The sequence below is a fragment of the Mesorhizobium sp. B2-7-3 genome (genome assembly GCF_006440715.1).
GTDB classification, from domain to species: Bacteria; Pseudomonadota; Alphaproteobacteria; order Rhizobiales; family Rhizobiaceae; genus Mesorhizobium; species Mesorhizobium australicum.
Genome location: NZ_VFTY01000002.1, coordinates 486,828 through 511,064, shown reverse-complemented (window position 1 = coordinate 511,064; position 24,237 = coordinate 486,828). Strand labels below are relative to the sequence as shown.

The following is a 24,237-nucleotide window of genomic DNA, read 5'->3' as shown; positions in this document are numbered from 1 at the left end:
GGGGCGGCTCCCATATTGTCAGATCAGCCCGGAATCGCGCGCCGCGGCGGTTGCCTCGCCGCGCGAAACGGCGTCCAGCTTGCCCAGCACCGCTGAGACATGATGATCGACGGTCTTCGGTGAGATGGTTAGATGCTCGGCGATTCTCTTGTTGGAGAAACCGCGCTCGATCAGGTGCAGAACCTCCATTTGGCGAAGCGTCAGGCCAGCGTGATTGGCGCGTGTGCTCTGCCGCGGTCCCCTGGCGATGTTATGGACGCCATTCTGCCGCATGACGGCGCGGACGTGCTGGGCCACCGGCCGGGCACCGAGCCCTTCGAATATGTCCAGGGCCAGGCGCAGCGCCGGCTCGTCGCCGTACAACAGGGCGAGCGCCCGTTCGAACGGAGCGCCCAGCCGGGCCCACAGCATCGCGGCACCACGCCAGTCGCCGGTGAGCAGCAGGCGATAGGGCTCCGCCATGCCGGTCGTGTCGCCAGGATCGCTTTCAGGTGACAAGAGCAGCCGCCAGACGGCCAACTCGGCGAACATTGCCCTCGTCGGCGACAGGCTTTCGGCCAGATCGATCAGGCGAAGTGCCTCTTCGGTGTCGCCTTGCCCGAGCCATGCCAGTTCGGCCATCGACGCCGTGTAGGGGACCAGCCGCTGCAGCTCCATTCCCTTGTCTAGGAACCGCTTCATTTCGTCCAGCAAGGGCGCGGCCGGATCGCCTCGTCTTATGCGCAATTTCGCCAGCGCGACCAAGGATGGGTAGCGCACCAGGGCCGTGGTCGCACTATCGTCGATGACGTCGTGAGCCATCGCGGCCGCATCGTCCCAAAGGCCGCGTCGCAAAAGCAATTGCGCCTGCACGCCCCGCATATAGTCGCGCCAGGTCGCGAGATCATTCTCGACGCAATAGGCAATGCCCCGGTCGAGAAAGGATTGCGCCCGGACAAGGTCGAGCTGGTTCATTTCGGCGCAGGCGCAATTGGTGAAGCCGCGTGCGGCGTGCTCCTGGAAATTCTGCCCGAGCGCGATGTCAAGGCTGCGGGCGAGGTGCAGACGGCCCTTGGCCAGGTCAAGCCACTGCTCGGCGGAGCCAAGATTGTTGAGCGCATGACAGACTATCTCCGGCTTGTTCAACCGTTCGGCCAAACCGACTGCCTTGCAGCCGAGCAGCAGCGTCTCGTCGAGCTTCTCGGCCAGCATCGCCAGCTGCGAGAGATTGGAATAGGCCATGGCAAGCTCCGGACTGGCCGGCGCCTGTTCCAGCAATTCCACCGCCTGTGCCCCGAACAGGTCCGCCTGTTCTCGGTCACCCACCAGATAGGCGAAGCGCGACAGGCATCTGAGGCTGTCGCCCTCCCTGAGCGTGTCGCCCAACGCCTGCTGCAACCGCCGCGCCTGGCCCTGCGCCTCGATGGCCATATCGATGCGGCCGATCAGATGGCATTCAAAGGCATAGCCTTCGTAAAGCCTCGCCCGGTCGCCCATGGGCAGGCCGTCGGCGTGCCGCAGGGCGACCTCGTAATAGCCGGCCGCATCGCGATGCGCGCCGACGCGGGAAGCCTCGCGCGCCGCAAGCGGGGCAAGCTCGCGCACCGCTTCCAAATTCTGGGCCTCCACCGCATGGTGGACAAGTCTTGCCGTAGCCACCTCGGCGTTTTCCTGCAGTGCGGAAAGCGCGCGCTGGTTGAATTCGCGCCGATGGCTTGGGGTCAGCGCCATCTCGACGGCGCGACGGGCGATCTCGTGGCGGAAGGCATAGCCATCGCCGAGATCGTCGAGCAGGCCATTCGAGACACATTCCGCCAGTTGGCCCGCGCTGGCGACACCACAGAGGCCGCGCAGCGCCCAGACATCGGCGCGGCGTGGAAACACCGACACCGCGTCGAGCATCGAGCGCCCGCCCGGCGACAGGCGCTCGGCACGCGCCAGCACAGCGTCGCGGACGCTGGCCGGCGGGATCATCTCGCTTTCGGCAGCCAGCAACTCGGTGACGAAGAAGGCGTTGCCCGCGGTGGCGCGATAGATTGCGCTGCCGTCGCGGTTGGCGGCTTCGGCAAGCGACAACACCGCCGCTTCGCTAAGCAGCGGCACTTCGATACGCTGGACGTTGGCGGCCGGAATTTCACCGAGCACCCGACGCGCGCGCATCTGCCCTTCGCTGCGGTCGGTGCGTGCCGTGAACAGCACCAGCATATGCGTGTTGGCGATGCGTCGGCCCAGGAAACGGACGAAATCCAGGGTCGCGTCGTCGGCCCAGTGCATATCCTCGATGACCAGCAGGCCCGGCCGAGACCTCGCCTCGAAAACCTCGAGAGCGTCTGAAAACAGGGGCAGCCGCTGGCCTTGCCGGTCATCGATCGCCCGGGGCAGTGCCCACTGCGCATCCCGGGCCAGATCGTAGAGCGGTCCCAGCGGATCGGGGATCGACAGATCCTCGCAGGCGCTGCGGAATATGGAAACGTGCTGCCCAACACCGCTTACGAACGCCTCGACGAGTGCCGTCTTGCCGGCGCCGGCCTCACCCAGCAATGCCGCCACGCGGCCGCGACCGCGCGCCGCCGCCGCGAGCAGTTCCTCCAACTGATCAAGTTGCGCCTGCCGCTCCAGAAGCATCGTTACTGGCCCATGAGTATCGTCGTCTGCCCCATCCCCCAGGATACCCACGCTTCGGTATCCGCAGTGTGGCTCCAAGATCGAACGTCGAAAACATAGGGAATCGTCCCGCGAAATATGGGGAAAGGCTCCGATGCGCGCTTTCGAAGGCCATGGTTTTTCTCCGACCGCGCTCATTTCGAGCGTGAATCAATCGTAAAAGGAAGCCATTCCATGCCTCGCTATCTGATCGAACGGACATTCCCCGACGGACTCAACCTGCCGATGAACGACATCGGCGCAACGGCGCTTGGCGGCATCATCATGCGCAATGCCGAGAAGGGGGTCACCTGGGTGCAGTCCTTCGTCTCGCCCGACAAGAGCAAGAGTTTCTGCATCTACGACGCCCCCTCGCCGGAGGCCATCCGCAGCACGGCGCAGAAGAATTCCCTGCCGGTGGACAAGATCACGGAGGTGAGGGTCCTGGACCCCTACTTTTATCGCTGATCCAATGGAGCAAGGATGGAGCCATGAGCGTGAAATTGTCCTGGGCAATGATAGTGGGCGGTTTTCCCTGTTGTTCCCTCCCGAAACGGCCGCCGGCATGGCGTTCGACCCTGCACCCCACCGGCGCGGTCTCGCATCGCGGATTGTCTCCGCGCTGCTATCGCCATTGCGAGGCCGGCGCGGGCGCCTGCCTCCGCAAGACGATTATTTGAGACGGGACGTCGGTCTGCCGGAGCACGAGATGCGGCGGGACTACTGGGAATACTGGTGGTGGCACCAATGAGACCGCGGTCCGGTTAGACGGGATGGACGAGGATCGAACCCGTCCCGTACTGCCAATCCCATGCCGCGGGCGTCTGCAGCCAGGCCTGGCCTTGCTGGCCGGCCTGGGCGCCTGCGGATCATCAACAATCAATGGAGAACAAAATGAACGTCAATTTCTGGCGCCTTGCCGCGCTGTTCATCACGTCGATCGCTTCCACCGCCGCATCGGCGGGGAAGGGCAATCCGCTTGCCGACGAGGTGCGGGCGGCCAACAGCCGCTTCGCGAACGTCGCGGCGGCCACCGCCGAGGGCTATGCGCCGATTCCTTGCGCCAGTGGCATCACTGGCGGCGCCATGGGCATTCATTACGTCAATGGCGCCTATCTGAAGGACGATGCGATCGACCTCGCCAAGCCGGAGGCCGTGATGTACGAGCCGATGTCCGATGGCACGCTGAAGCTGGTGGCCGTCGAATACATCACCGCGAAGGGTCCGGCCTCGCTCGGAGGCCAGTTGTTCAACTTCAACAGCGCTCCCAACCGCTATGGCCTCGGCCCTTTCTACGAACTTCATGTCTGGGCCTGGAAGCAAAACCCGACCGGCGCCTTCGCCGACATGAACCCGAACGTCTCGTGCGACGCCATGAAAAAGGCCGACTGACGGCGCCGCCTGCCGGCCCGTGCCGGCAGGCTTTTCGCGCGCATCGCGAGGAGAAATCATGCCCGAAATCGACATCGTCCTGGCGAGGCCGCGCACCCGGCCTTCGCGCCTGATGGCCGTTATCGCTTGGCTTGCATACGGATGGCACCTGCGGCATGGCCGGCGTCGCTTGGAGGCCATGCCCGGTTTCATGCTGAAGGACATCGGTATCAGCCGTTGCGCGATCGACCATGTTGCAAGGCACGGCGAGACGTGACGCCGGTAGACCTGACTGATTGACAAACGGCGCTGCGCCTGTGTCGCCTTTGCGGCACCCTCACCCGTTCGTCGTCGCTCGACCCTCGGCTACTACGCACGCCCTCCCCCCACGCTTTCTTAAGGTGTCTTCGCTACACCAAAGCCTGAAAAGAGGCGGAAAACGGAGAGAAATCGGGGTGCGCTTTTCCGCGGCCACGACTGCCGGGCGGTTCTTGCCGCAGCGTTTGGCGCTGCGCGTGGAGCCTTTGCTTGGCCGTCTGGACGCCGTGCTGTTCACCGCCGACGAACGCGGCGAGGCCGGCCGCATGTCGGTCATCGCCTTCTCCATCCGCATCGTCAGTGCCGTCATCGCCTTCATCAGCCAGGTGCTGATGGCGCGTTGGATGGGTTCCTTCGAATACGGCATCTTCGTGCTGGTCTGGGTGACGATGGTCATCGTCGGCAACCTCGCCTGCCTCGGCTTCCACACATCGGTCATCCGCTTCATCCCCGAATACCGCGAGCGCGGCCTGATGGATGAATTGCGCGGCATCGTCGTTGCGAGCCGCCTGTTCGTGCTGATCGCCTCGACGGTCATCGCCGGGCTCGGCGCCCTCGGCGTCTGGCTGGCCGCGCCCTGGATCGAAAACTACTACGTGATACCGTTCATCCTCGGCGTCATCTGCCTGCCGATGATCGCGCTGTCGGATTTGCTGCAAGGGCTGGCGCGCGCCAATTCATGGGCATTGTTCGCGCTGTCGCCGACCTACCTGATCCGGCCGGTGCTGATCCTGCTGTTCATGGCGCTGATGCTTTGGGCGGGCTACGCCGCCGACGCGCGGACGGCGATCTTCGCCTCGATCGCCGCTACCTACGCCACCACGCTGACCCAGCTCATCGGGGTCACCCAGCGCATGGAAAGGCAAATTCCGGCCGGCCCGATGAAAGTGCATTTCGCGCAATGGTTCGTCGTCTCGCTGCCGATCTTCCTGGTCGAGAGCTTCTTCTTCCTGCTCACCAACGCCGATGTGCTGATGGTCGGCGCCTATATGGATCCCAATGACGTCGCCGTCTATTTCGCCACGGTCAAGACGCTGGCGCTGGTGCATTTCGTCTATTTCGCGGTCAAGGCCGGCGTTGCCCAGCGCTACGCGCAGTTCACCCATGGCGAGCCGCAAAAGCTTGCCGCCTTTGCCCGCGAGACGGTATCGTGGACCTTCTGGCCCTCGCTGCTGATGGCGTTCCTGGTGCTGGCGCTGGGCGAACCGATGCTGGTGCTGTTCGGCCCCGAATTCACGTCGGGCTATCCGCTTCTGTTCCTGCTCGTCTTCGGCGTCGTGGCGCGCGCCGCCGTTGGCCCCTGCGAAAGCCTGCTCACCATGAGCGGCAACCAGAATGTCTGCGCCGCCGTCTATGCCATGACACTGGCCTTCAACATCGGGCTCAACGTAGTGCTGATCCCGCTTTTCGGCCTTTGGGGCGCGGCCATGGCCACCGCCTTTGCCATGATCTTCGAGGCCGGCGCGCTGTCCTTCACGGTCTGGCGCAAGCTCGGCATCGTCATGGCGATCTTCGTGCCAGCCAAAGGAGCCGCCTGATGGCCGCCATCCCTCTGCTCGAGGAAACCAGCGGCGGTCCCGCCGGCGCCATGGTGTCCGGCCTTGCCGGGCTGGCGCGCGACGCCGATCCCGCCCATATCGAGATCCTCGCCAACAACCGGCCCGAGCGCAAACTCGCCATCTACCCGGCGTCGGCCGGCTTCGACCTGGTCGAGGAACTGGACTATCTCTGCGCCCGCACGATCGAGCCGAACGTCTTCTTCAACCCGCGTTTCCTGGCGCCGGCCATGCCCCGGCTGGAAGATCGCGAGGTGCGCCTTGCCGTGATCCGGGACGGCGATGAATACCGCAACCGGCTGCGCCTGCTGGTGCCGATCTCGGTGGAACGGCCGGTGGTGCCGCTCGGCGTGCCGGTCATGCGCACATGGTCGAGCCCGTTCGGCCCACTCGGCACGCCGCTGATCGACCGCGACGATCCGGTCGGCGTGGTCGAGGACTTCTTCTCGATGCTGTCGCGCCCGCATCTCAAAATGCCGAAAGTCCTGGTCCTGCCCGACATCAGGCTCGACGGTCCGGTGACGAGCCTGGTCGCCACCGTGGCCGAGACGCGCGGCCTGGCGCTGGTCACCACGGGCCAGACTTCACGCCCCGTGCTGGAGAGCGAACTCGACGGCGATGATTATCTCAAGGCTTCGCTGCGCGCGCACCACTATCGCGAATTCCGCCGCCTGAAGCGGCGCCTCGGCGATCTCGGCAAGCTCGAACATGTCGTGGCACGCGGCCCCGAGGAAATCCGCCACGCCATCGAGCACTTCCTGACGCTGGAGGCGTCCGGCTGGAAAGGCCGCGAGCGCACCGCCATGGCGATCGACCGCTTCCGCGCCGCCTTCGCCCGCGAGGCGGTGCACCGGCTCGCCGAACAGGACATGTGCCGCATCCATTCGCTGACGCTCGACGGCCGCACCATCGCTTGCCTGATCGTCTTCGTCGAGGCTGGCGTCGCCTACACCTGGAAGACGGCCTATGACGAGACGCTGGCCGCCTATTCGCCGGGCACGCTGCTGATGATCGAGGTCACCAGGCAGCATCTCGACGATCCCAACATCATGATAACCGATTCCTGCGCCGTGCCCGACCACCCGGTGATGAGCCGGCTGTGGAGCGAGCGCAAGCCGGTCGGCACATTGGTGATCGGGTTGACAAGGGACGCCGACCGTCTCGCCCGCCAAGCCGCCTCGCAGCTGCATCTCTACCGCGAAACCCGCAACATGGCGCGCCTGCTGCGCAACCGGATGAAGAGTTTGCTCAGACGGCGCTAGACCTGCGCTGGGGTGGGTGATGCAAAACCGTAGATTGGCGACAACCTGCCCGGTGGGTCGCGCTGCTGGTCGGCCTTGCAATCCCATTCAGAAATGTCCTCTGGCATGGCGGGCCTAGGACAGTCGAACGGCCGACATGCGTTCCAGCGGCTGTCGTGTCCGGGGACGGCCTCTGCAGGCCGTCCTGATCTCGCAAGTCCGTCATGTTGGTGCAACGTCGACCCTCCCGTTTGACTGAGAGCAGGCGTTCTCGGAAGGAAGTACCTTCGCCAGATAGTCACCGACCAGGGTGGAACTCGCGGCATCGAAAGTGGCGCCGACATAGCCGTCCGGCCGGATGAGCAGGCAGCCGCCCTCGGCCAAGCTGAGCTGATTAGAGGGGTCGCGCAGTTCCGCGCCTTCGCCCACCGTGACCACTCGCAGGCCCGCGCGCGCAGCCACGATCGGCCAGTAGTCAGGGCTCGATAGAAGCAGAGTCCAGTGCATGCCGGTCATCACGTCGAACAGACGGCGGGGCTGTCCAGCGGCGCCAGTTAGGGTCGCGTCCGGCATGCGCTCACCGGCCCGCGGGCATATCGTCTGACCACCTCCGTCGTGAGAAAGTGATGAGTGGGGATAGCCGATGTCGAGCTGATGTGTGTCGCGGCCGCGCCGCATGCCGCCTTGTTCGCGCTGACGGTCGAGCAACTGGGTCGAAAGCCCCAGGACATCCGCCGCAACGGCGCGTCGCTCCTCCTCATAGGTGTCTAGCAGCGTTGCGGGGGCGCCGGCCAAGACTGCGGCCAATTTCCAACCGAGATTGTAGGCGTCCTGAACGCTGGTGTTGAGGCCCTGTCCGCCCGTTGGCGGATGGATATGCGCGGCGTCGCCGGCTAGCAAAACCCGTCCGACCCGGTAGCGGTCAGCCAGACGCGCGTTCATCGCGTAGGCGGATGCCCAGGCCACCGACAGAACATCGATGTCGCTACGGCCAGTCCGCTCGGCGATCATCCGCGTCAATCCATCCGCGGAAAGGTCAGGCTCGCCGTCCAGCGGGATCGGCGCCTGCACCTGGAACAGGTCCGTGCCGGCGAGCGGGCAGATCATGACGAGCCGCTCCATGTCGCCGTCATTGAACTGGTGCCAGGCAGCGCGGTCGAGTCCGCTCAGATGGGCATCCGCCACGATAGCACGGACACCCAGCGTCTTGCCGGGAAAGTCAATGCCGAGCGCACTGCGGATCGAGCTGCGGCCACCGTCAGCACCAACCAGATAGCGCGTATGGACCCGCTCCTCGCCGCCGGGCGACTTGAGGCGGGCGCCGACGCCATCATCGTCCTGCTCGAAGTCGATCAATGCGGTGCCGAACTCGACACGATGGCCCAGCTCCGCGAGGCGCTCGCGCATCACGCCCTCTGTAAGGAACTGCGGGATCATGAGCGCGATGAAATAGGGGACGTCGGGCGAGGGTTCGGGCGCCTCGAAAATTGCCTTTTCGTCATAGCAGCCGTCGTTGCGATACTCCCTCATCGGCGGATAGACACCGCCGGCTGCCATGATGCGGTCGATTATGCCCAGATCCTCGAACACCTCCTGCGTGCGTGGCTGCAAGCCCTTGCCGCGCGAGCCGGCGAAGGGACGTTCCATCTGCTCAACGATGCGGAACAACACGCCTCGCCTCGCCAAGTCGATTGCCAGCGTCAGCCCGGCTGCGCCCGCGCCGCAGATCAGGACGTCAATTTCAGCTCGCTCTTCCATTTTCGGCTCCAATGTGCATAATGCACATATTAAAGGGAGCCAAGCCGGTGTCAATAAAGAAAGTGCATAACGCACATATTAAAGTGTTGTTGCCCGAGCTGCATCGCTCGCTGATTGACATCGTCACCATCATGAACCGACCCGAGCGGGACGTGGAATTGCTTACCAGGGCGGGCCTCACGCTCGAGCGCGCCCTCTTCCCGCTGCTCGTTCTTGTCGAGAGACTTGGCCCGATCGGCGTTGTCGATCTGGCTGGCCGCGTCGGTCGCGATTACACGACCGTCAGTCGACAGGTGTCACGACTGGAGGAGCTGGGACTGGTCACGCGGCGCTTGAGCGCCGCTGACAAGAGAGTTCGCGAGGCCGTTGTCACACCGCAGGGAAAAGCGGCGACGGACGCGCTGGATGCGGCGCGGGAGCAAATAGCCGTTGCCAAATTCGCCGACTGGGACCGCAAGGACTTCGACGATCTAGTCCGCTTGATGCGAATGCTCGTCGATACGATGAAGGATTAGACCATAACCCAACAGCAAGTGTCGCACGTTGCAAGGAACGAGCTGCGCCCTCACTCTGTAATATGTGTCTTATACACGCGTCTGATGAAAAGTGCAGCAGGCGCGACATGTCTGCTTACGCTGCACTTTCTCGACAGAAGCGAGCCGCTGAAACCGGCGCGCGCCTTGTTGTCGCCCACCACAGCGTGCCGAACGGAACGGCGAAGCGCTGGTTGGCGCGTTCGTCCGCCTTCGCCGACCGCGCCGACGTCGATTGGGGAAAGGCCGCGGCCTGGGCAGAAATGGCCGGCCGTTTGCCGCTGCTTTCCGGCGCCGAAGAGGATCTGGTTTGCGAGACCGGATTCTCGGATGTCGAGCTTCTTCCATGCCGCCTTCTCGTTCCGTGGCTAAGTGGCGGCGGCAAGCATGGCCTGAGCGCCTCCCGCGATAACTGCCCCCAAAATGGCTAAGCTTTGCTCTGATTTTGAAGGATGGTGCCCCTAGCCGGGATCGAACCAGCACTCCTTGCGGAACTCGATTTTGAGGCGTCCAAGAACGGCTATGCTGAACCTCGCCGAATGCAAGTAAGATCGCGAAAACATACTACGATCAAAGACTTGTCTTGCATCGTGGAGTCATCAACCTTCTCCATGGCTTTCGGCAGTAACCGGGAGCCACCCCCCTGAGTGCCCCTATTCGGCTCCTAGAAATTTTTGAGGTTCGGAGACGATCGATGGCCAAAATCAAGCTCACCAAGACCGCCGTGGATGCAGCAACCCCGACGGACCACGAATATGAACTCCGGGATACTACCGTACCCGGATTCATGCTGAAAGTCACACCAGCGGGGCGCAAGGTATTCATGCTCCAGTATCAAACCAACTCTGGAGTGCGCCGAAAGCCCGCCATCGGGCGCTTCGGAGAACTGACCGTCGAGCAGGCACGAAAGATCGCCCAGGACTGGCTGGCCGAGGTCCGCCAAGGAAATGACCCCAGCGCTGATAAGTCCGCCGCTCGCGCCGCGCCGACCATGAAGCAGCTCTGCGAGAAGTTCATCGAAGACTATTCCAGGCTGCACAACAAGCCGAACACGGTCGAAGGCAACGAGCTCAACATCAAGAACCATATCGTCCCGCGCCTCGGCCGGATGAAAGTCCACGAGGTGACGCGGGCGGATATCTCAACTTTCATGACGGCGCTCTCCGACCGTCCGATCATCGCAAATCGGACGCTCGCTTGCCTCCGCAAGATGTTCAATCTTTCGGAGATCTGGGGTTATCGGCCGGACGGGTCCAATCCGTGCCGCCATGTGCAGAAGTATGCAGAGAAGGGTTCGACGCGGTTCATCACCGACGACGAGATGCGCAAGCTCTTCAGCTATCTCGACGCAGCGGAGCGGGACGGGCTCGAACATCCGTTCCTAACCCTGGCGATCCGCCTGCAATTCGAATTCGCCGCTCGGATGTCAGAAGTGCTGTCACTCGAATGGTCTTGGATAGACCTTGAACAGCGCCGCGTCACTTGGCCGGACAGCAAGACCGGCGACATGATCAAACCGCTCGGCGACGAGGCACATCGTCTTCTGTGCCAAGCGCCACGCTTCGAAGACTCGCCCTTCGTCTGCCCATCCATTTTCGATCCCGCGAAATCGATGACGGTGAATACCTATCACCATGCGTGGAGGCGAGTGCTGAAGCGTGCGGGAATCCCGCATGTGGGGACGCACGGCATCCGGCACCGCGCCGCGACGGACATTGCCAATTCAGGCGTGCCGTTGAAGGTCGGCATGGCCCTGACCGCCCATAAGACCGTCGCGATGTTCATGCGCTACATCCACATAGAATTCCCGCGCGGCATCGGCCAGGGCGAAATGCCACCTTTGTTCATCGTCGGCCCCGAGGGCGGTACTTCCGCACTCGTCAACTACCGCGTCCGAGGCAATCACATGATCGTGGATCGGATGTTCGCTGCGGCCGAGCTCCGCTACGGCAGCGGCCGCAAGCAACAGCGCGTCCGGATCATCCGCACCGACGGAAGGCCCGCGTCATGAGCGATGACCGGGAAGAGGAAGAACAGGCGCCGGCGGCAGGCGGAGCGCCTGGTCCCGAGCCCATGCGTCTGCGTGGCGAGCCGCCTCGCGTCACCCGCCTGTCCCGGCGTGTGCTGGCCGGGCTCAGCCTGGTCGCCGGCCTCGGCGTTGGTGGCGCGCTGATTTACGCGCTGCAAACACGTCATGGTGGCCCCGGCAACGAGGAACTGTATTCGACCGACAACCGCACCACGGCGGACGGACTTGCCGGACTCCCGCGCGATTATTCCGGAGTGGCAAAGCCCGAGGTTCCACAACTAGGACCGCCGCTTCCAGGTGATCTGGGGCGTCCCATACTCAGCGCCCAGAACCGCGGGCAGCCCGTCGCAGGCGTCAGCGCCGAGGAACAACGGCGGCTCCAGGAGATCGAAGCCGCGCGCACCAGCCGTCTATTCGCCGGCACCGAAACGCGGTCAGCACCAGCCACTGCGTCACCCGCGCCGAGCCAAACGCCAGCCATGGAGTCGCCGACGCTCGCGGGCCTTGGCCTCGCGCCACAGCCTGCGACCCCCACCGCGCAGGAACGACAGGCCGCTTTCCTCGACGCCGCGGTCGACCGTCGCACCGTCAGCCCCGATCGCGTTGCAGCACCGGCCGCGCCCAGTATCCTGCAGGCAGGTTCAATCATCTCGGCCGCCCTCATCACCGGCGTCCGCTCCGACTTGCCCGGCCAGATTACCGCGCAGGTGACAGAGAATGTCTATGACAGCCCAACCGGGCAGATACTCATTGTCCCGCAGGGCGCGCGGCTGATTGGTCAGTACGACAACGGCGTTGGCTTTGGTCAGCGCCGCGTGCTGCTGGTCTGGAACCGCATCATCATGCCGAACGGCAGGTCCATCGTGCTGGAACGGCAGCCAGGCGCTGACTCTGAAGGCTATGCCGGCCTCGAGGACGGTGTCGATTATCACTGGCGCGAACTCTTCAAGGCCGCCGCGCTCTCCACGCTGCTCAGCATCGGTGCGGAGAGCGGATCGTCGAGCGGTGAAAGTGATATCGTCCGCGCGCTGCGCCAGGGCGCGTCCAACAGCACTAGCCAAATCGGGCAGCAGATCGTTGGCCGCCAGCTCGATATCGCCCCGACGCTCACCATTCGGCCGGGCTTCCCCGTTCGCGTGATCGTCACCCACGATCTCGTCCTCGAACCCTATGAAGGGTGATCCATGACGAAGCTGAAACTTGGGGCCATCGCCGACGACAAGCCGGTCAAAATCTCGATCGATTTGCCGGCGGCCATTCATCGCGACCTCATCGCCTATGCCGAGGTTCTCGGCCGAGAGACGGGGCAGCCAGTTGGTGAGCCAGCCAAGCTGATCGCGCCGATGATCGAGCGCTTCATGGCGACGGATCGGGCGTTCGCGAAGGCGCGGCGGGTTCGGTAGTTATAGGTGACAGCGAAGGATACCGCTCCTCCAACAGCTTGAGGAAATGCACGAGCGCCGGGTTGTCGCTGTTCCGTTGCCAATAGGCGGCGTAGCTGATCCGGCTCGGGCCATTGCCGTCCTGTACATCTCGATATACCACATCGGCGTAACTGGCGCCGATCTCCGCCTCGCGTACCAGGCTGACCCCGAGACCCGCGCCGACCAGGCTTTGTATGCTTTCGCGGCTGACGTCCTGGCCGGCAATCTTTGGCTGGACGCCGGGCGAAGCCAGTTTCACCAGCAAAATGTCCCGGAGTTCAGTTCCGGGGTCGCACTCGCTAAGCAGGAAGGTTTCGCCTCTGAGATCTGTCCAATAGACGATCTCTTTCACCGCCAGCGTATGGCTTTTGGGAAGCGCAACCAGGACGCGTTCGCTCCACAAGGCCATCGTTCCTCCTGCGCGAACCGCGGGCTCGCCAGTGACGATGGCAACGTCGAGCGTGCCACGCTCCAGACCCTCGAAAAGGCTCGCCCGCGCTCTTTCGGCCAAACGGATTTCGACCTGCGGAAATCGTCGTCCGTATTCCATCAGGCTCGCGCGCAAATTCCCTGCTGACAGCGACGTGTAGAAGCCGATCGTAAGCCGGCCAGCCTCGCCTCGGCCCGCGGCCTTGGCCGACGCCATCATGTGGTCCAGCCCATCGACTAGATGCCGGGAAGCGCGCAGGATTTCAGTGCCGGCGATTGTCAGCCGCACGCCACTGCTCGAACGCTCGAACACCGCGACTCCCAGGCGATCCTCCATTTGACGGATGCGGCGGCTTAGCGATGACTGTTTGACGCCAAGCGCCTCCGCCGCGCGGCGGAAGCTTCCGTAGTGCGCGGCGGCGACAGCGTAACGAAGATGGCGCAGTTCGATTGCCATTGTTGACGAACAGCAGCCGTGCTCATGCCGCCAGTTGGGCGGAGCGAGCCGCCAGCACAGGCCCTTGGATCTGCCCAATCTCACGTACGCTCATCAGCGCGGATTCAGTGATCGGCAGGTGTCCTGCCAACGCCTTTGTGTCGTCAATCTGCATTGGCGGAGCAAAGCGTTCCAACGGCCATCCAGCCCGTCTCAAAATGCGCTCAAATCGAACGTCCGTAACTGTGACCACGGTGTCTTGGCCGTGCGCGAGCCCCCATTCGAGAATTCCCGCAAGCAGGCTGAATGTCACGTCGCGAAGGCCCGATGCGCTCACGCTGTCAGCAGAGCCGGTATCCACGCAGAAGCGCGAGCTTTCGAAAATTCTATCGCTTCGCGGAGACGGGTTCGATCCAAGTAGCGCTGGGAAAGTATTCGCCAGCATCGTCGGCCCTGTAGTAGGTAGCAGCCTCGCACAGCCGACCACCGAGCCACTGTCGTCGACAGCAATGATATATGTCGGGTTGAGCGCGTCGTAAGCGTCGATCTCCATATCGCCCGAAACAGAGACATTCCAATTCAGGCGATCCCGAAATACGCGATATCGCAATCGGTGCATTCCCGCGATCAGGTCAGAAAATTCAGAGTAGTCCGAGTGAGTAATCACAATCACGCGCATGGCTGCAGGCTCCTTTGTTTACGAGAAACAAAGAGCACGGCGAGCGAAGGGGCGTAGCTGTAGGGTTTTACAGGGCGGTAGCGCAAACGAAGCTCTAGCGCAAAATTGGCGAACGGTTTCCACTACAGTTGCTGTGGGCGCTGGGGCGCCACAACGCAAACGGTAGCCTGATGGGAGGAAGGGTCGAGCGCTTTATCAGGACGAGATGAGGCCGCGGTGCGCAGCCTCGGCTACGGCTTGGGCCACCGTGGACGCGCCCAGCTTCGATCGGGCATTTTCGAGATGGAAAACCACTGTTCGGGTGGTGATGCCGAGAACCTTCGCGGTTTCGGGCATCTTCTTGCCGCGTGCCGCCCAGGAAAGGCACTGCCGCTCCCGTTGGGTAAGCGGCGCGTCAGCAAGGCGAGTAAGGCCTAATTGGAGTTTCGCGTAGACATGCGCATGATAGTAGAGCCCGGCAAGTTGCAGGGTATCCATCACTTCAGTTGAGCGAACCTCGAGACTCGCGTCCCTATTGCCCGCGAGCGTGAATGCGGCGAAGCGACCAAAGCCTCCGCGGATTGGAACAGTAGCCCCACTATGAATCCCGAATTTGGCGGCCTCAGCGAAAAAACGCTGCTGAGAGGCTAATGCTGTTCGCAGCGTCCGGCGATCCCACTGAAACGACCGCTGCGTTGATCGAGCCGTCTGAACGATGGGGTCAATAACCTCGTATCGTCGCTCGACATATTGCTGTGCCCATGAACTCGGGTACGAAGAAAGCACTTTAAGTGCAGGCTCAGAAAACCCTAGATAGGCAAACCATCGATAGCCAAGCCGCGCCGCGAGACGCTCGGCGGCGCTTTTTAAGCCAGCCTCGTCATGAGCCGTTTCAAGTGCGTCAATAAAGTCCATGAAGGTAAGTTCGAGCCGCGCCATTAAACACTATCCTGAAGATTCGGACCGCGCTGAATATGGAGTAGCCGGTAAGCCGCCGCGGCTCATTCGGTCTAATCCGCACCTTGGACGATCAGCGAATCAGCGGTAGCAAACCTTTGTGGGAAGAGCGTCGGTGTGAAGTACACGGTTCAAGCTACTGGATCCACGATATCGCCTGACAGGCGTCACTTATGCGTCCGACGCGCACGATTTCGTGTCGGGCACCGAGTTCTTTGACTAACGCCTTACCGATGACGCCGCTCGCGCTCACGATGACAACTCGCATTGTTACTGCTCAGTCATCAATCCGGCGTCATTTGTCAGGGAGTGCCAAAATAAACCTGACGTATGTGCAGTCACGTCATTTGGGAGTTCTCTCTGCCGTCGCCGATGATAGAGCAGCCGTGATCTGTCGCAACGAGACTGTGCCGAGAGGCTGATCACTGTTGCCAGTTACGATGCCCATATCGCTGGATGAATGGGTAAGGACCTTGGCTGCCGCTTCAAGTGAGGAGCCGAATTTTAGATGAGGTAGCGCACTGCTGTTTGAAAGCCCAACTGGGTCCATGATTGTATCGACCCTTATGAAACGCCCGCGATTAACATCCTTAACAAACCTTTCAATATAATCGTCAGCGGGGCTTAAAAGGATTGATTGGCTGTCTCCCTGCTGAACAATCGATCCGTCACGCAAGATGACGATCTGGTCGCCGAGCCGCAACGCCTCGTCGAGGTCGTGGGTGATGAATACGACAGTCTTCTTCAGTTCGCTCTGCAGTTCCAACAGCATGGTCTGCATGTCGGTACGGATAAGCGGGTCAAGCGCGGAATAGGCTTCGTCCATCATGAGAATCGATGCGTCATTGCTCAGTGCGCGTGCAAGGCCCACTCGCTGTCGCATCCCGCCCGACAACTCAGTCGGGTAGCGCGTCTCAAATCCCAGGAGTCCCACCCGGTCGATCCACCGCATGCCGGTTTCCCGGCTTTTGGCTCTATCGATGCCCCGCACTTCGAGACCGAATGTCACGTTGTCGATGACGGTCCTATGCGGCAGCAACGCAAAATTTTGGAATACCATTGCCGTTTGGTCGCGGCGGAATTCCCGCAAATCCAGTTCGGACATGCTCAGGACATCGCGTCCGTTGATGATGATTGAGCCGGAGGTCGGCTCAATAAGACGGTTGATGTGCCGAATTAGGGTCGACTTGCCGGAGCCCGACAGCCCCATAATGACCTGTATCTTCCCGGCGGGGATAGAGATGTTGATATTGTTCAGCCCAAGGATATGCCCGTGCGCGTTCGAAAGCTCGGACTTGGAGAGTCCTCCGCGTACGGCTTCAACAAATTGCTTCGGACTATTTCCAAATATTTTATAGAGATCGCGAATCTCAATTGAGGTATCGCTTTTACTCATGTCCGACGCCCCGATATGTTTGCAGACGCTTACCGTATGCCTGGCTCATGCGATCGAACATGATCGCTATGCCTACAATGGCAAACCCGTTTAAGATGCCTTGCGTAAAATACTGATTGGCAATGGCTTGAAGCACGTTCAAACCAAGCCCCTGAACACCGATCATGGAAGCGATGACAACCATCGCGAGCGCCATCATGATCGTTTGATTGATTCCTGCCATGATCGTCGGCATGGCAAGTGGCATTTGCACTTTCAAGAGCTTCTGCCATCTCGAACAGCCGTAAGCATCCGCGGCCTCCAACACCTCCTTATCGACCAGACGGATTCCGAGATCTGTGAGGCGTATTATTGGTGGGATCGCATAGATTACGACGGCGATGAAACCGGGTACTCGGCCAATTCCTAGCAGCATGACGACAGGAATGAGATAGACGAACGGCGGCATCGTCTGCATGACGTCGAGGAACGTTTGCATGATGCCGCTAACCTTTTTGTAGCGGTTCATGACAATTCCCAGCGGAATTCCGATAGCGATAGAGAAAATGGTCGTTGTAAGCACCAGCGATATCGTCTTCATGGTATCGGGCCACAGGCCAATAAGGCCGATTGCCATCAACGTGCCGACTGTACCGGCCACAACGGTCCAACTGCGGGCCGCAAACCATCCAATGGCGGCCAAGACGAGTACCACGAGCGGCCAAGGGGCACTCGTCATGAGATTCTCGAAGAAGATCAGTGTATGGAGAAGCGGAGAGAACAGGTCTTCGATCGCCGATCCGTAGGAGCGCGTAAACGCGCGCAGCGAGCCATCAATGAAGCGCTTGATGGCGAGAAGAATGTCAGGGCTCGCTTGGGGGAATTTAAAGAGCCAATCCATACCACGTATCCCGATAAGATTTCTTCATGATGGCGGACACCGTGTGCAACATTTTCATGTTCGGTGATGCGAGCGAGCGTGCAGTATCAGCCGCGAGCCTTAACGTCCGGATGGGAAAGGTGAGTCTGGTCGCCGCGCAAATTGCAGATCAGACACAGGTGGCCTCGATAGGTTCGAGACCACCTTGACTCGTCACCACACCTTAGAGCGCGGCTTTGACTTTTTCCGCAACATCAGCCGGAACCCATTTCGTCCAAATGTCGGGCTTGTTTTTGATGAACCACTTGGCGGCATCTTGGCCGTTTGCCTGGTTTTCAGTCATCCAAAGCATGACCTCGCTGACTTCAGCCTGTGTCCAGCTACGCTTGGCGATGTATTCCTTGACGGCGTCCACGTCATCGCGCGCCGTGAACTTGCTAGTGGCCAAAGTTACCATTTCAGCTGGTTTCCAATAATTTGGCTTTGGATCAGGGCAATCCTGTACAGACGTACAGCGCGCCCACTCGGCGTCGTCTCGCGGGCCCTCGAGGCGTACCATTGGATACTTCACCAATAGGGACGTGGGCGACCAATACGAGGCGATAAAGCCCTTTCTGCCCTCGTATGCCTTGGTGATGGACCCGTCGAGAGCTGCCGCTGAACCCGCGGGGACCAGGACGAAGCCTTTCTTCTCGGCGTCGAACGCCTTGAACAACTGCGACGTTACAACCGTATCGCCCCAGCCCTGAGGTCCCTGCAGAATGCCACCTTTGGAGGGGTCTTCTGGCGCAGGAAACAAATCTGGATGTGTCAAGGCATCGTCAACCGTCTTAATGTCGGGGTGAGCATCCGCCAGATATTTGGGAATGTACCAACCCGAAGTCACGCCGTCGCTAATTGCCGTACCAATTTCGCTGATACGCTTTTCTTCAACGCCCTTTTTATAGGCGTTGCCCAGGTGGCTAGGTGTCGATTCCGACGAGATGTCGGGTTCGCCTTTTTCGATCATTGCAATAATCGTTGGGACGGTGTCGCCCGCAACCGTGGTGGCATTACAGCCGTAACCGTTGTTGAGGATGAATTGGTCCACATTGGACATAGCTTCAGCGGACTGCCAACTAAAGACGGCCAGCGTAATGTCACCGCAAGCGGCCTGCGCAGCACTCCCGCCCAACAGAGCTCCCAGGATGGCAGAAGAATATATCAATCGTTTCATGTATTCACCCTCCAATTGTCGTGGCTTGTAGATGTGAGGCGCCAGACCCACGTTATCTGGCGAAATGAAAATTCGCCTAGCCAAGATTTCAAAAGATCACCGATCTCCAGTTGCGGGATTTGGTGACGCCTCTGATCTCTGTTTATGACGAAGTCATCCAATACCTCGCTTTCGCGATATCAAGCGGCGGTTCATCTTGTCTATAAATGATCTTTTCGATACTCGCGGCGCGGCTGCGTTCTGCGCCGTTGGCTTCGGCTTGGCGACCGCGGCGTCTTTCAGTGAGCATCTCCTGATCATGGTCTCACCACGCGGCGGATGGCTTCATCTATCGCCCTCCAGCAACGGACCGAGTGCAAGACGGATCTCGTTCTTTCCTGCCTGGTCGAGTGGCCGCAAAGGCCTCCTGACGTTGCCAGTGCCGAATCCACGGAGATGCGCGGCAGCTAAAACACATGGAACGTAATCATGGGTCCAGATGTGTAGCATGGCCGGAAGTAAGCGCTTCCAGAGAGTGAGTGCCTCCGCATGCCGGCCTTCGGCGATGTGACCGTATATTGCGACTGCCTCAACGGGAGCGAAGTTAGCGCCGCCCCATATCGCGCCGACTGCGCCCGCCATCAGCGCGAAAGGAGTGGTGGTGTCGCAGCCGTTAAGAACCTGTCCGCCGACCTGCAGGTAGCGTTGATGCGTCGTTAAGTCTCCGGCGCTATCCTTAATATAGTTGAAGTTCTTGAGCTCGTTGAGTCGCAGATAGAGCTCGGGCGATACACTTATTCCAGTTGCTTGTGGAATGTTGTAGCCAACAATGTCGATCCCAACCTGACCATCAATATCTCGGTAGAAATCGAACAGACCGTCATTATCGGACGGCCCCTCCAAATATGGAGGGAGCACCATTAGCGCGTTCGCGCCCAACTCCTCGGCTCTCTTTGACCGGCGAATGACTTCGTCGATATTGAGCGCTGAGCTTTGGCAAACGGCGTTGCAGCGGCCGCCTATTTTGCGAATACCGATGCGAAAAAGCTCGTCGCATTCTTTCTCGGTCAAGTAAGGGTGCTGACCAGTACCAGAACCCAAAACCAACCCTTGCACCCCAGCGTCGATATATTGGTCGATGAGTTGTTCCCAAGCCTCGTAGTTGACGGATCCATCCTCGTTGAAAGGAGTTTGCAGAGCCAAGTTGATGCCGGCAAGGTTCGCCATAAATCGTTTTCTCTTATACTTCGATGCCGGCTTTTTTTAGCCGATAGGACGTGGTCAGCCGAACACCGAGTTCGGTGATTATTGACGGGTAACCCTTGTTTGGAGACGGCCGTTTGCGCAGGATATCGATCGTGCGCGAACTTTTTCCGAGCGAGAACTCGGCCAAGGCCTTGCCGAAGGCTGTTCCGCGAGAGACACCGGTGCCGTTGCAGAAGCCGGTGCCGAATACGTTTTTCCCTAGCTCACCGAAAATCATGCCGTTGTTTTGGGCGAGGGTCATCATGCCGCCCCAGCTGTGCTCGTAGCCCATCGGAGCCAGTTCGGGATAACGGCGCTCGAAGGCGATCTGATGCGTCCGCTTCGCCCGCTCGAGGTCGGAGCGCGAAGCCTTAAAATCCCGCGCGTAACTGTAGACATTGCGAAGGAAGAGGCGGTTGTCGGCCGTACGCCTGAGAGTGGTCCCAAAGCTGTCAGCCGGAATGACGCCGAACGTCGCCCTGGCTCCCAGAACCTTTGATTCACTGTCAGTTAGCGGGCGGGTCAGGCTGGCAAATGTGTAGAGGGGTATCGCCGTCCCATCGAAAAAGCCGAATTTCGTCATATACCCGGTGTTGCACAGGTATATCTTCTTGGCCTTTATAGAGCCGCGCGGGGTTAGGCACGTATGACGCGAGTCCGGCCGGCCGGCATCGTAATTCACCTCGGTGACCGGCGTCTCCTCAAACACCGAACAATTGCTCGGCATTCTGCGCGCGGCCCAATACATATATTTCGCGGGCTGAAGCAGGATCGTACCTGGGGCGAACAATGCCGTGATGTAGTGCCTAGAGCCCGTGATGGCCTGGATCTCTTCCTTGGACACCCATGAGTAGCGTTGACCGAGGTTGTCGAGTGCCTGCGCGAACATGAGGAGATTTTCTGCTCCGTTCTCCGACGCAGCGCTGTGATACTTGCCCTCAGGGCTCCAATCGCAATCGATGCCCAACTCTTCGACCGAACTCCTTATGTATCCCAGGCCATCCTGATTGATGTCATACTCCTCAGTGTTGCCGGTAATGTCCTCGGCAAAGTGCGGATTTCGGGGATTGTGGGCAAGGTCGATGGCAAACCCAGCACATCTGCCTGCGGCATTATTTCCAATCCTGCCGGCATCGACGAGTACGACAGAGGAATCCGGGTCCAATTCGGCCAGACGGCGCGCGCAATGCAGGCCCATCCAACCGCCCCCGACAACCAAATGATCACAGGAGACTTCGCCCGCTAACGTCTTGGCCGGCTCTATCTGCCTCATCGTGGCGAACCAGCCTGATACGGACAGCTCCGGATGTACTGTTGGCACTTTCAACGCGCGCGTCCACCTACATGGGAGAGAAAGATCGGCTAAAATCTCACCTTTGCGGGATTTTGGTAGACGGGAAAGACTCGCTGTGACATGAATCTCAGTCATGTCTACCCTACGCACCAAAATCCCGTCGCCCCAGTCGCTGTTCGCGTTTGTCGCCGCTGCTAATGCGCTGAATTTTGCCCGGGCAGCAGAAGAACTCAACGTCACCCAGTCCAGCATTTCCCATTCTATCAGGAAACTTTCGGCAAACAGCTCTTCATCCGGGCGAACCGGGGGGTGATCCTCACTGGCCATGGCCAGCATCTATTCAAGGCGGTCAGCGGGAGCTTTGCGACAATTGAGACTGCAATCGACGAACTTCAGAGGCGGGAACTGAGCTTCATCACCATAGCCGCGTCGACGTCGATGGCCACAAATTGGCTGATGCCTCTGTTTCATGAGTTTCAAAGCGCGCACCCAGGGATAAAGCTTAAAATACTAACGATCGATAGGAATGTTGAGCCGGACGACTCTATTGATCTGACTATTCGGCTTTTACCACTCGCGACCGAGCGAAAAAACGCGTGGCTTATGGCCAGGGAGACTGTGTTCCCAGTTTGCTCTCGGCTATACTTAGAAAATGCTCCGCCGTTGCGGGAGCTTGATGATCTGCCAAATCATAAGCTCCTCTCTTATGAAGACCCGTACCGGCAAAGGATAAACTGGCCGGAGTTTCTTGCGGCCTTGAGAATGACCCATAAATCCATTGAGCCGGCGGTGATATTCAATGATTACCAGCTCGTCTTGCACTCGGCGATGGCCGGAGAGGGGATCGCGATTGGCTGGACTTTGACGTGCAAATTTCTTCTGGAGCAGTCCCTACTCTGCCGTCCCTTGCAAGCGGAAGTGACCACTGAACAAGGCTTCTTTGTTTTGGCGCAACCGGGTAAGGCTCTTCGAAGAGAGTCAAAGATGCTGGTAAATTGGCTGCTCAAGCAATCGCATGAGCTTCGCTAGAATTCAGAAACGATTCCGGGTGCGGATGATCACCGAGTTTGCAGCAAGCCACGCAACCGATCAAGACGGACAGGCCTAACTTGGCCGGTCGCCCTTCCTGCCCCTAGGCTGTTGCGGCGTAATCCCGTGGACGGTCTTGAAGACGTTTGAAATGTGCGAAGCCGACACAAACCCGCTCGCGGCAGCGAGTAATAATCCTTGACGGACAGCTGTACTGGTCCGCCGATGTAGACTGCTTCAACCCTAGATTCACAGCCCGTCCAGACGCTCGGAGATACGGTGCGCCGCACCCATGACCTCCTGTGCGTACGCTTTCATTGTGCGCGACTTCATCCGGCCCGCCGGCCCGGAGACACCTATCGCCGCCTCGACTTTTCCTAAAATCCGTATTGGAGCCGCGACTCCGTAGACGGACTCGCGCCATTCTCCCTGGTTAATCGCGTAACCCTGAGATCGGACCTTCTCGAGTTCTGCAAGGAGGCCGGTGCGCGATGCATGTGTGTTCGGCGTGAATGCCTTGAGATCATCGCAAATGGCCTCAATCTCCGCGGCCGGCAGGTAGGCGATGAGCGCTTTACCGGTTGCCACCGCGTAGCAAGGCGCCCTTCCGCCGACCGTGGTATAAGCACGAACCGGCTCCGGACTGTCGATCTTATCGATGTAGAGCACCTCGCGGCCTTGCAGAACCGAAAGGTGAACCGTCTCGCGGGTCTTTGCAGCGAGTTCCCCCAAAATTGCTTCCGCTCCGGCCTTGATGTCGAACTTGTCCATTACACGCCGGCCGAGCTCCCAGAGCTTGAGGGAAGGCGCATAGCGGCCTACGGCCGGGTCGCGGCGAAGGTATCCTGCAGCCTCGAGGGTTTTGAGGATGCGATGCACGTTGCTTTTCGGCAGGCTCAACTCGTGAGCCAATGCCGTAACACCGCTGTCCTCTCCAGAAGTGACAATCACCTCCAAAGCGCGCAGGCCCTTCAACAATGTCTTGTCCATCTACCGGCCCCTCACCGATCCGCGCTTCATATGCCGCTTCCGAAGCTCTCGGTGACGATCTTTCTCACTTCAGATACAGCCGAAAGCGCTGCAATACAATTACGCAGTTGCCGCGCGCCGCTCGCTCGCGACGCGTTCTACATAGCCACGGACCCGCTCCTTCAAACCAGGACGCGCAGCGGAACGGACCAGAGCAGCGAGCGCGCGGTCATCATCAGCAACGGAGATCTGCGAACGCAGCATTGCCGCCGTCCTTTCGTCGACCCGAGCGACTTTCGCTGCTTCATCGGCGATAAGCTGGCCGATCTGCTCTTCGGTTTCCAGTACCGCCGTCACCAATCCGATCCCAAGCGCCTCTTCAGCGCCGATAGGCTTTCCGGATAGAACGAGACGGCGCGCCGCGTCCCGGCCCACGAGAGATGCCAGCCGCGCAGTCCCCAGAACCAGACCGAAACCCGATCCCGGAAACGCAAACTGCGCACCCCGCAGAGCAACCCGCGTTTCGCAAGCCGCAAACAGGTCTGCGCCGGCGCCATAACAGCGTCCCCGTCCAATTGCCATGCTAGCGATGGGCAAGGAATGGACCATCTGAAGCAGCGTCTCGATACGAACAAATCGAAGCAGAAGCGTGGCGTCGGACTCGCTTTCAATATCCGACAGATCGAAGCCCGTGCAGAAATGCTTTCCGGCGCCGTCGATAACCAAAAGTCGCGAGTTGCCTTGAACCGCAGTTCTGATCGCGCGATCGAGTTCTTCTATCAAGCCCGCACTCAACGCGTTTCCTTTTTCCGGGCGAGATAGGGTGACGCTCGCGCGGCACTCGTCACGAACCACCACGATTCCTTGTCTTTCGCTCATCGATCATCCTCTTAAAATGTCCATTCATCGATAAACAAT

General features: G+C 60.3%; 23 protein-coding genes. 11 read left to right on the top strand and 12 right to left on the bottom strand.

Annotation, left to right across the window (positions count from 1 at the left end; all coding sequences use genetic code 11):
- Nucleotides 1-18 precede the first annotated feature (18 nt).
- Nucleotides 19-2,604, bottom strand: a complete 2,586-nt coding sequence (locus FJW04_RS06465; RefSeq protein WP_140713085.1) for an AAA family ATPase — start codon at nt 2,602-2,604, stop codon at nt 19-21.
- A gap of 213 nt (nt 2,605-2,817) precedes the next feature.
- Here FJW04_RS06465 and FJW04_RS06460 point away from each other — a divergent pair, with 213 nt between their 5' ends.
- The 5 genes from FJW04_RS06460 to FJW04_RS06435 all read left to right on the top strand — a co-directional run bounded on the left by FJW04_RS06460 (nt 2,818) and on the right by FJW04_RS06435 (nt 7,129).
- A complete protein-coding gene (locus FJW04_RS06460) occupies nt 2,818-3,090 on the top strand; it encodes a DUF4242 domain-containing protein (RefSeq protein WP_023770749.1) in 273 nt (90 codons plus the stop codon).
- A 426-nt stretch (nt 3,091-3,516) separates the two neighbouring features.
- Nucleotides 3,517-4,014 carry a hypothetical protein gene (locus tag FJW04_RS06450; protein WP_140616855.1) on the top strand — a complete coding sequence of 166 codons (498 nt, stop codon included), beginning with the start codon at nt 3,517-3,519 and terminating at the stop codon, nt 4,012-4,014.
- Between the two features lie 58 nt (nt 4,015-4,072).
- Nucleotides 4,073-4,270, top strand: a complete 198-nt coding sequence (locus tag FJW04_RS06445; protein ID WP_140662794.1) for a DUF1127 domain-containing protein — start codon at nt 4,073-4,075, stop codon at nt 4,268-4,270.
- Between the two features lie 178 nt (nt 4,271-4,448).
- The gene (locus tag FJW04_RS06440) at nt 4,449-5,849 is read left to right on the top strand and encodes a lipopolysaccharide biosynthesis protein (RefSeq protein WP_015315578.1); all 1,401 of its coding nucleotides are present in this window, start codon (nt 4,449-4,451) and stop codon (nt 5,847-5,849) included.
- Nucleotides 5,849-7,129, top strand: coding sequence for a GNAT family N-acetyltransferase (locus FJW04_RS06435; protein ID WP_140713081.1), 1,281 nt, complete (start codon nt 5,849-5,851; stop codon nt 7,127-7,129). Before FJW04_RS06440 ends, FJW04_RS06435 begins: the two co-directional genes overlap by 1 nt.
- Nucleotides 7,130-7,330: 201 nt before the next feature.
- Here the strand turns inward: FJW04_RS06435 and FJW04_RS06430 are convergent, their stop codons facing one another.
- Nucleotides 7,331-8,866 carry an FAD-dependent oxidoreductase gene (locus tag FJW04_RS06430; RefSeq protein WP_140713079.1) on the bottom strand — a complete coding sequence of 512 codons (1,536 nt, stop codon included), beginning with the start codon at nt 8,864-8,866 and terminating at the stop codon, nt 7,331-7,333.
- A 47-nt stretch (nt 8,867-8,913) separates the two neighbouring features.
- On the opposite strand from FJW04_RS06430, the gene FJW04_RS06425 reads away from it, so the two are divergent.
- The 5 genes from FJW04_RS06425 to FJW04_RS06405 all read left to right on the top strand — a co-directional run bounded on the left by FJW04_RS06425 (nt 8,914) and on the right by FJW04_RS06405 (nt 12,831).
- Complete coding sequence (locus tag FJW04_RS06425) at nt 8,914-9,381, top strand: MarR family transcriptional regulator (RefSeq protein WP_140713077.1); 468 nt, start codon at nt 8,914-8,916, stop codon at nt 9,379-9,381.
- A gap of 212 nt (nt 9,382-9,593) precedes the next feature.
- Nucleotides 9,594-9,830 carry a hypothetical protein gene (locus FJW04_RS06420; RefSeq protein ID WP_140713075.1) on the top strand — a complete coding sequence of 79 codons (237 nt, stop codon included), beginning with the start codon at nt 9,594-9,596 and terminating at the stop codon, nt 9,828-9,830.
- Nucleotides 9,831-10,093: 263 nt separating this feature from the next.
- The gene (locus FJW04_RS06415) at nt 10,094-11,410 is read left to right on the top strand and encodes a tyrosine-type recombinase/integrase (protein WP_140713073.1); all 1,317 of its coding nucleotides are present in this window, start codon (nt 10,094-10,096) and stop codon (nt 11,408-11,410) included.
- Entirely contained in the window at nt 11,407-12,609 is a 1,203-nt protein-coding gene (locus FJW04_RS06410) for a TrbI/VirB10 family protein (protein ID WP_140713071.1), read from the top strand. The genes FJW04_RS06415 and FJW04_RS06410 overlap by 4 nt, the downstream gene beginning before the upstream one ends.
- Nucleotides 12,610-12,612: 3 nt before the next feature.
- Nucleotides 12,613-12,831, top strand: coding sequence for a DUF2274 domain-containing protein (locus tag FJW04_RS06405; protein WP_140713069.1), 219 nt, complete (start codon nt 12,613-12,615; stop codon nt 12,829-12,831).
- Here FJW04_RS06405 and FJW04_RS06400 read toward each other — a convergent pair.
- From FJW04_RS06400 to FJW04_RS06365, 8 genes are all read right to left on the bottom strand, one after another.
- Nucleotides 12,785-13,738 carry a LysR family transcriptional regulator gene (locus FJW04_RS06400; RefSeq protein WP_140713067.1) on the bottom strand — a complete coding sequence of 318 codons (954 nt, stop codon included), beginning with the start codon at nt 13,736-13,738 and terminating at the stop codon, nt 12,785-12,787. The two genes, FJW04_RS06405 and FJW04_RS06400, sit on opposite strands and share 47 nt — an antisense overlap.
- Before the next feature lie 22 nt (nt 13,739-13,760).
- Nucleotides 13,761-14,396, bottom strand: coding sequence for an acyl-homoserine-lactone synthase (locus FJW04_RS06395; protein ID WP_140713065.1), 636 nt, complete (start codon nt 14,394-14,396; stop codon nt 13,761-13,763).
- Between the two features lie 195 nt (nt 14,397-14,591).
- Nucleotides 14,592-15,314, bottom strand: coding sequence for a LuxR family transcriptional regulator (locus FJW04_RS06390; protein ID WP_140713063.1), 723 nt, complete (start codon nt 15,312-15,314; stop codon nt 14,592-14,594).
- 361 nt (nt 15,315-15,675) lie between these two features.
- Nucleotides 15,676-16,728 (bottom strand): betaine/proline/choline family ABC transporter ATP-binding protein, encoded by a 1,053-nt coding sequence (locus tag FJW04_RS06385; protein ID WP_140713061.1) that lies wholly within the window; start codon nt 16,726-16,728, stop codon nt 15,676-15,678.
- A complete protein-coding gene (locus FJW04_RS06380) occupies nt 16,721-17,608 on the bottom strand; it encodes a proline/glycine betaine ABC transporter permease (RefSeq protein WP_140713059.1) in 888 nt (295 codons plus the stop codon). The genes FJW04_RS06385 and FJW04_RS06380 overlap by 8 nt, the downstream gene beginning before the upstream one ends.
- 202 nt (nt 17,609-17,810) lie before the next feature.
- A complete protein-coding gene (locus FJW04_RS06375; RefSeq protein WP_140713057.1) occupies nt 17,811-18,803 on the bottom strand; it encodes a glycine betaine ABC transporter substrate-binding protein in 993 nt (330 codons plus the stop codon).
- Between the two features lie 324 nt (nt 18,804-19,127).
- Nucleotides 19,128-20,009, bottom strand: coding sequence for a dihydrodipicolinate synthase family protein (locus tag FJW04_RS06370; protein ID WP_140713055.1), 882 nt, complete (start codon nt 20,007-20,009; stop codon nt 19,128-19,130).
- A gap of 13 nt (nt 20,010-20,022) precedes the next feature.
- Nucleotides 20,023-21,648 (bottom strand): FAD-binding oxidoreductase, encoded by a 1,626-nt coding sequence (locus tag FJW04_RS06365; protein WP_246673739.1) that lies wholly within the window; start codon nt 21,646-21,648, stop codon nt 20,023-20,025.
- On the opposite strand from FJW04_RS06365, the gene FJW04_RS06355 reads away from it, so the two are divergent.
- Nucleotides 21,631-22,350 (top strand): LysR substrate-binding domain-containing protein, encoded by a 720-nt coding sequence (locus FJW04_RS06355; RefSeq protein WP_140713049.1) that lies wholly within the window; start codon nt 21,631-21,633, stop codon nt 22,348-22,350. The genes FJW04_RS06365 and FJW04_RS06355 overlap by 18 nt on opposite strands.
- A 249-nt stretch (nt 22,351-22,599) precedes the next feature.
- Here the strand turns inward: FJW04_RS06355 and FJW04_RS06350 are convergent, their stop codons facing one another.
- The gene (locus tag FJW04_RS06350) at nt 22,600-23,340 is read right to left on the bottom strand and encodes an IclR family transcriptional regulator (protein WP_140713047.1); all 741 of its coding nucleotides are present in this window, start codon (nt 23,338-23,340) and stop codon (nt 22,600-22,602) included.
- A gap of 99 nt (nt 23,341-23,439) precedes the next feature.
- Nucleotides 23,440-24,198, bottom strand: coding sequence for an enoyl-CoA hydratase/isomerase family protein (locus FJW04_RS06345; RefSeq protein ID WP_140713044.1), 759 nt, complete (start codon nt 24,196-24,198; stop codon nt 23,440-23,442).
- Between the last annotated feature and the right edge of the window lie 39 nt (nt 24,199-24,237).

Bases quoted from the DNA above. Each gene is read 5' to 3' on its own strand.
- FJW04_RS06465 (WP_140713085.1), bottom strand. From the start codon at position 2,604: ATGCTTCTGGAGCGGCAGGCGCAACTTGATCAGTTGGAGGAACTGCTC.
- FJW04_RS06460 (WP_023770749.1), top strand. From the start codon at position 2,818: ATGCCTCGCTATCTGATCGAACGGACATTCCCCGACGGACTCAACCTG.
- FJW04_RS06450 (WP_140616855.1), top strand. From the start codon at position 3,517: ATGAACGTCAATTTCTGGCGCCTTGCCGCGCTGTTCATCACGTCGATC.
- FJW04_RS06445 (WP_140662794.1), top strand. From the start codon at position 4,073: ATGCCCGAAATCGACATCGTCCTGGCGAGGCCGCGCACCCGGCCTTCG.
- FJW04_RS06435 (WP_140713081.1), top strand. From the start codon at position 5,849: ATGGCCGCCATCCCTCTGCTCGAGGAAACCAGCGGCGGTCCCGCCGGC.
- FJW04_RS06430 (WP_140713079.1), bottom strand. From the start codon at position 8,866: ATGGAAGAGCGAGCTGAAATTGACGTCCTGATCTGCGGCGCGGGCGCA.
- FJW04_RS06415 (WP_140713073.1), top strand. From the start codon at position 10,094: ATGGCCAAAATCAAGCTCACCAAGACCGCCGTGGATGCAGCAACCCCG.
- FJW04_RS06410 (WP_140713071.1), top strand. From the start codon at position 11,407: ATGAGCGATGACCGGGAAGAGGAAGAACAGGCGCCGGCGGCAGGCGGA.
- FJW04_RS06405 (WP_140713069.1), top strand. From the start codon at position 12,613: ATGACGAAGCTGAAACTTGGGGCCATCGCCGACGACAAGCCGGTCAAA.
- FJW04_RS06400 (WP_140713067.1), bottom strand. From the start codon at position 13,738: ATGGCAATCGAACTGCGCCATCTTCGTTACGCTGTCGCCGCCGCGCAC.
- FJW04_RS06395 (WP_140713065.1), bottom strand. From the start codon at position 14,396: ATGCGCGTGATTGTGATTACTCACTCGGACTACTCTGAATTTTCTGAC.
- FJW04_RS06390 (WP_140713063.1), bottom strand. From the start codon at position 15,314: ATGGCGCGGCTCGAACTTACCTTCATGGACTTTATTGACGCACTTGAA.
- FJW04_RS06385 (WP_140713061.1), bottom strand. From the start codon at position 16,728: ATGAGTAAAAGCGATACCTCAATTGAGATTCGCGATCTCTATAAAATA.
- FJW04_RS06380 (WP_140713059.1), bottom strand. From the start codon at position 17,608: ATGGATTGGCTCTTTAAATTCCCCCAAGCGAGCCCTGACATTCTTCTC.
- FJW04_RS06375 (WP_140713057.1), bottom strand. From the start codon at position 18,803: ATGAAACGATTGATATATTCTTCTGCCATCCTGGGAGCTCTGTTGGGC.
- FJW04_RS06370 (WP_140713055.1), bottom strand. From the start codon at position 20,009: ATGGCGAACCTTGCCGGCATCAACTTGGCTCTGCAAACTCCTTTCAAC.
- FJW04_RS06365 (WP_246673739.1), bottom strand. From the start codon at position 21,648: ATGGCCAGTGAGGATCACCCCCCGGTTCGCCCGGATGAAGAGCTGTTT.
- FJW04_RS06350 (WP_140713047.1), bottom strand. From the start codon at position 23,340: ATGGACAAGACATTGTTGAAGGGCCTGCGCGCTTTGGAGGTGATTGTC.
- FJW04_RS06345 (WP_140713044.1), bottom strand. From the start codon at position 24,198: ATGAGCGAAAGACAAGGAATCGTGGTGGTTCGTGACGAGTGCCGCGCG.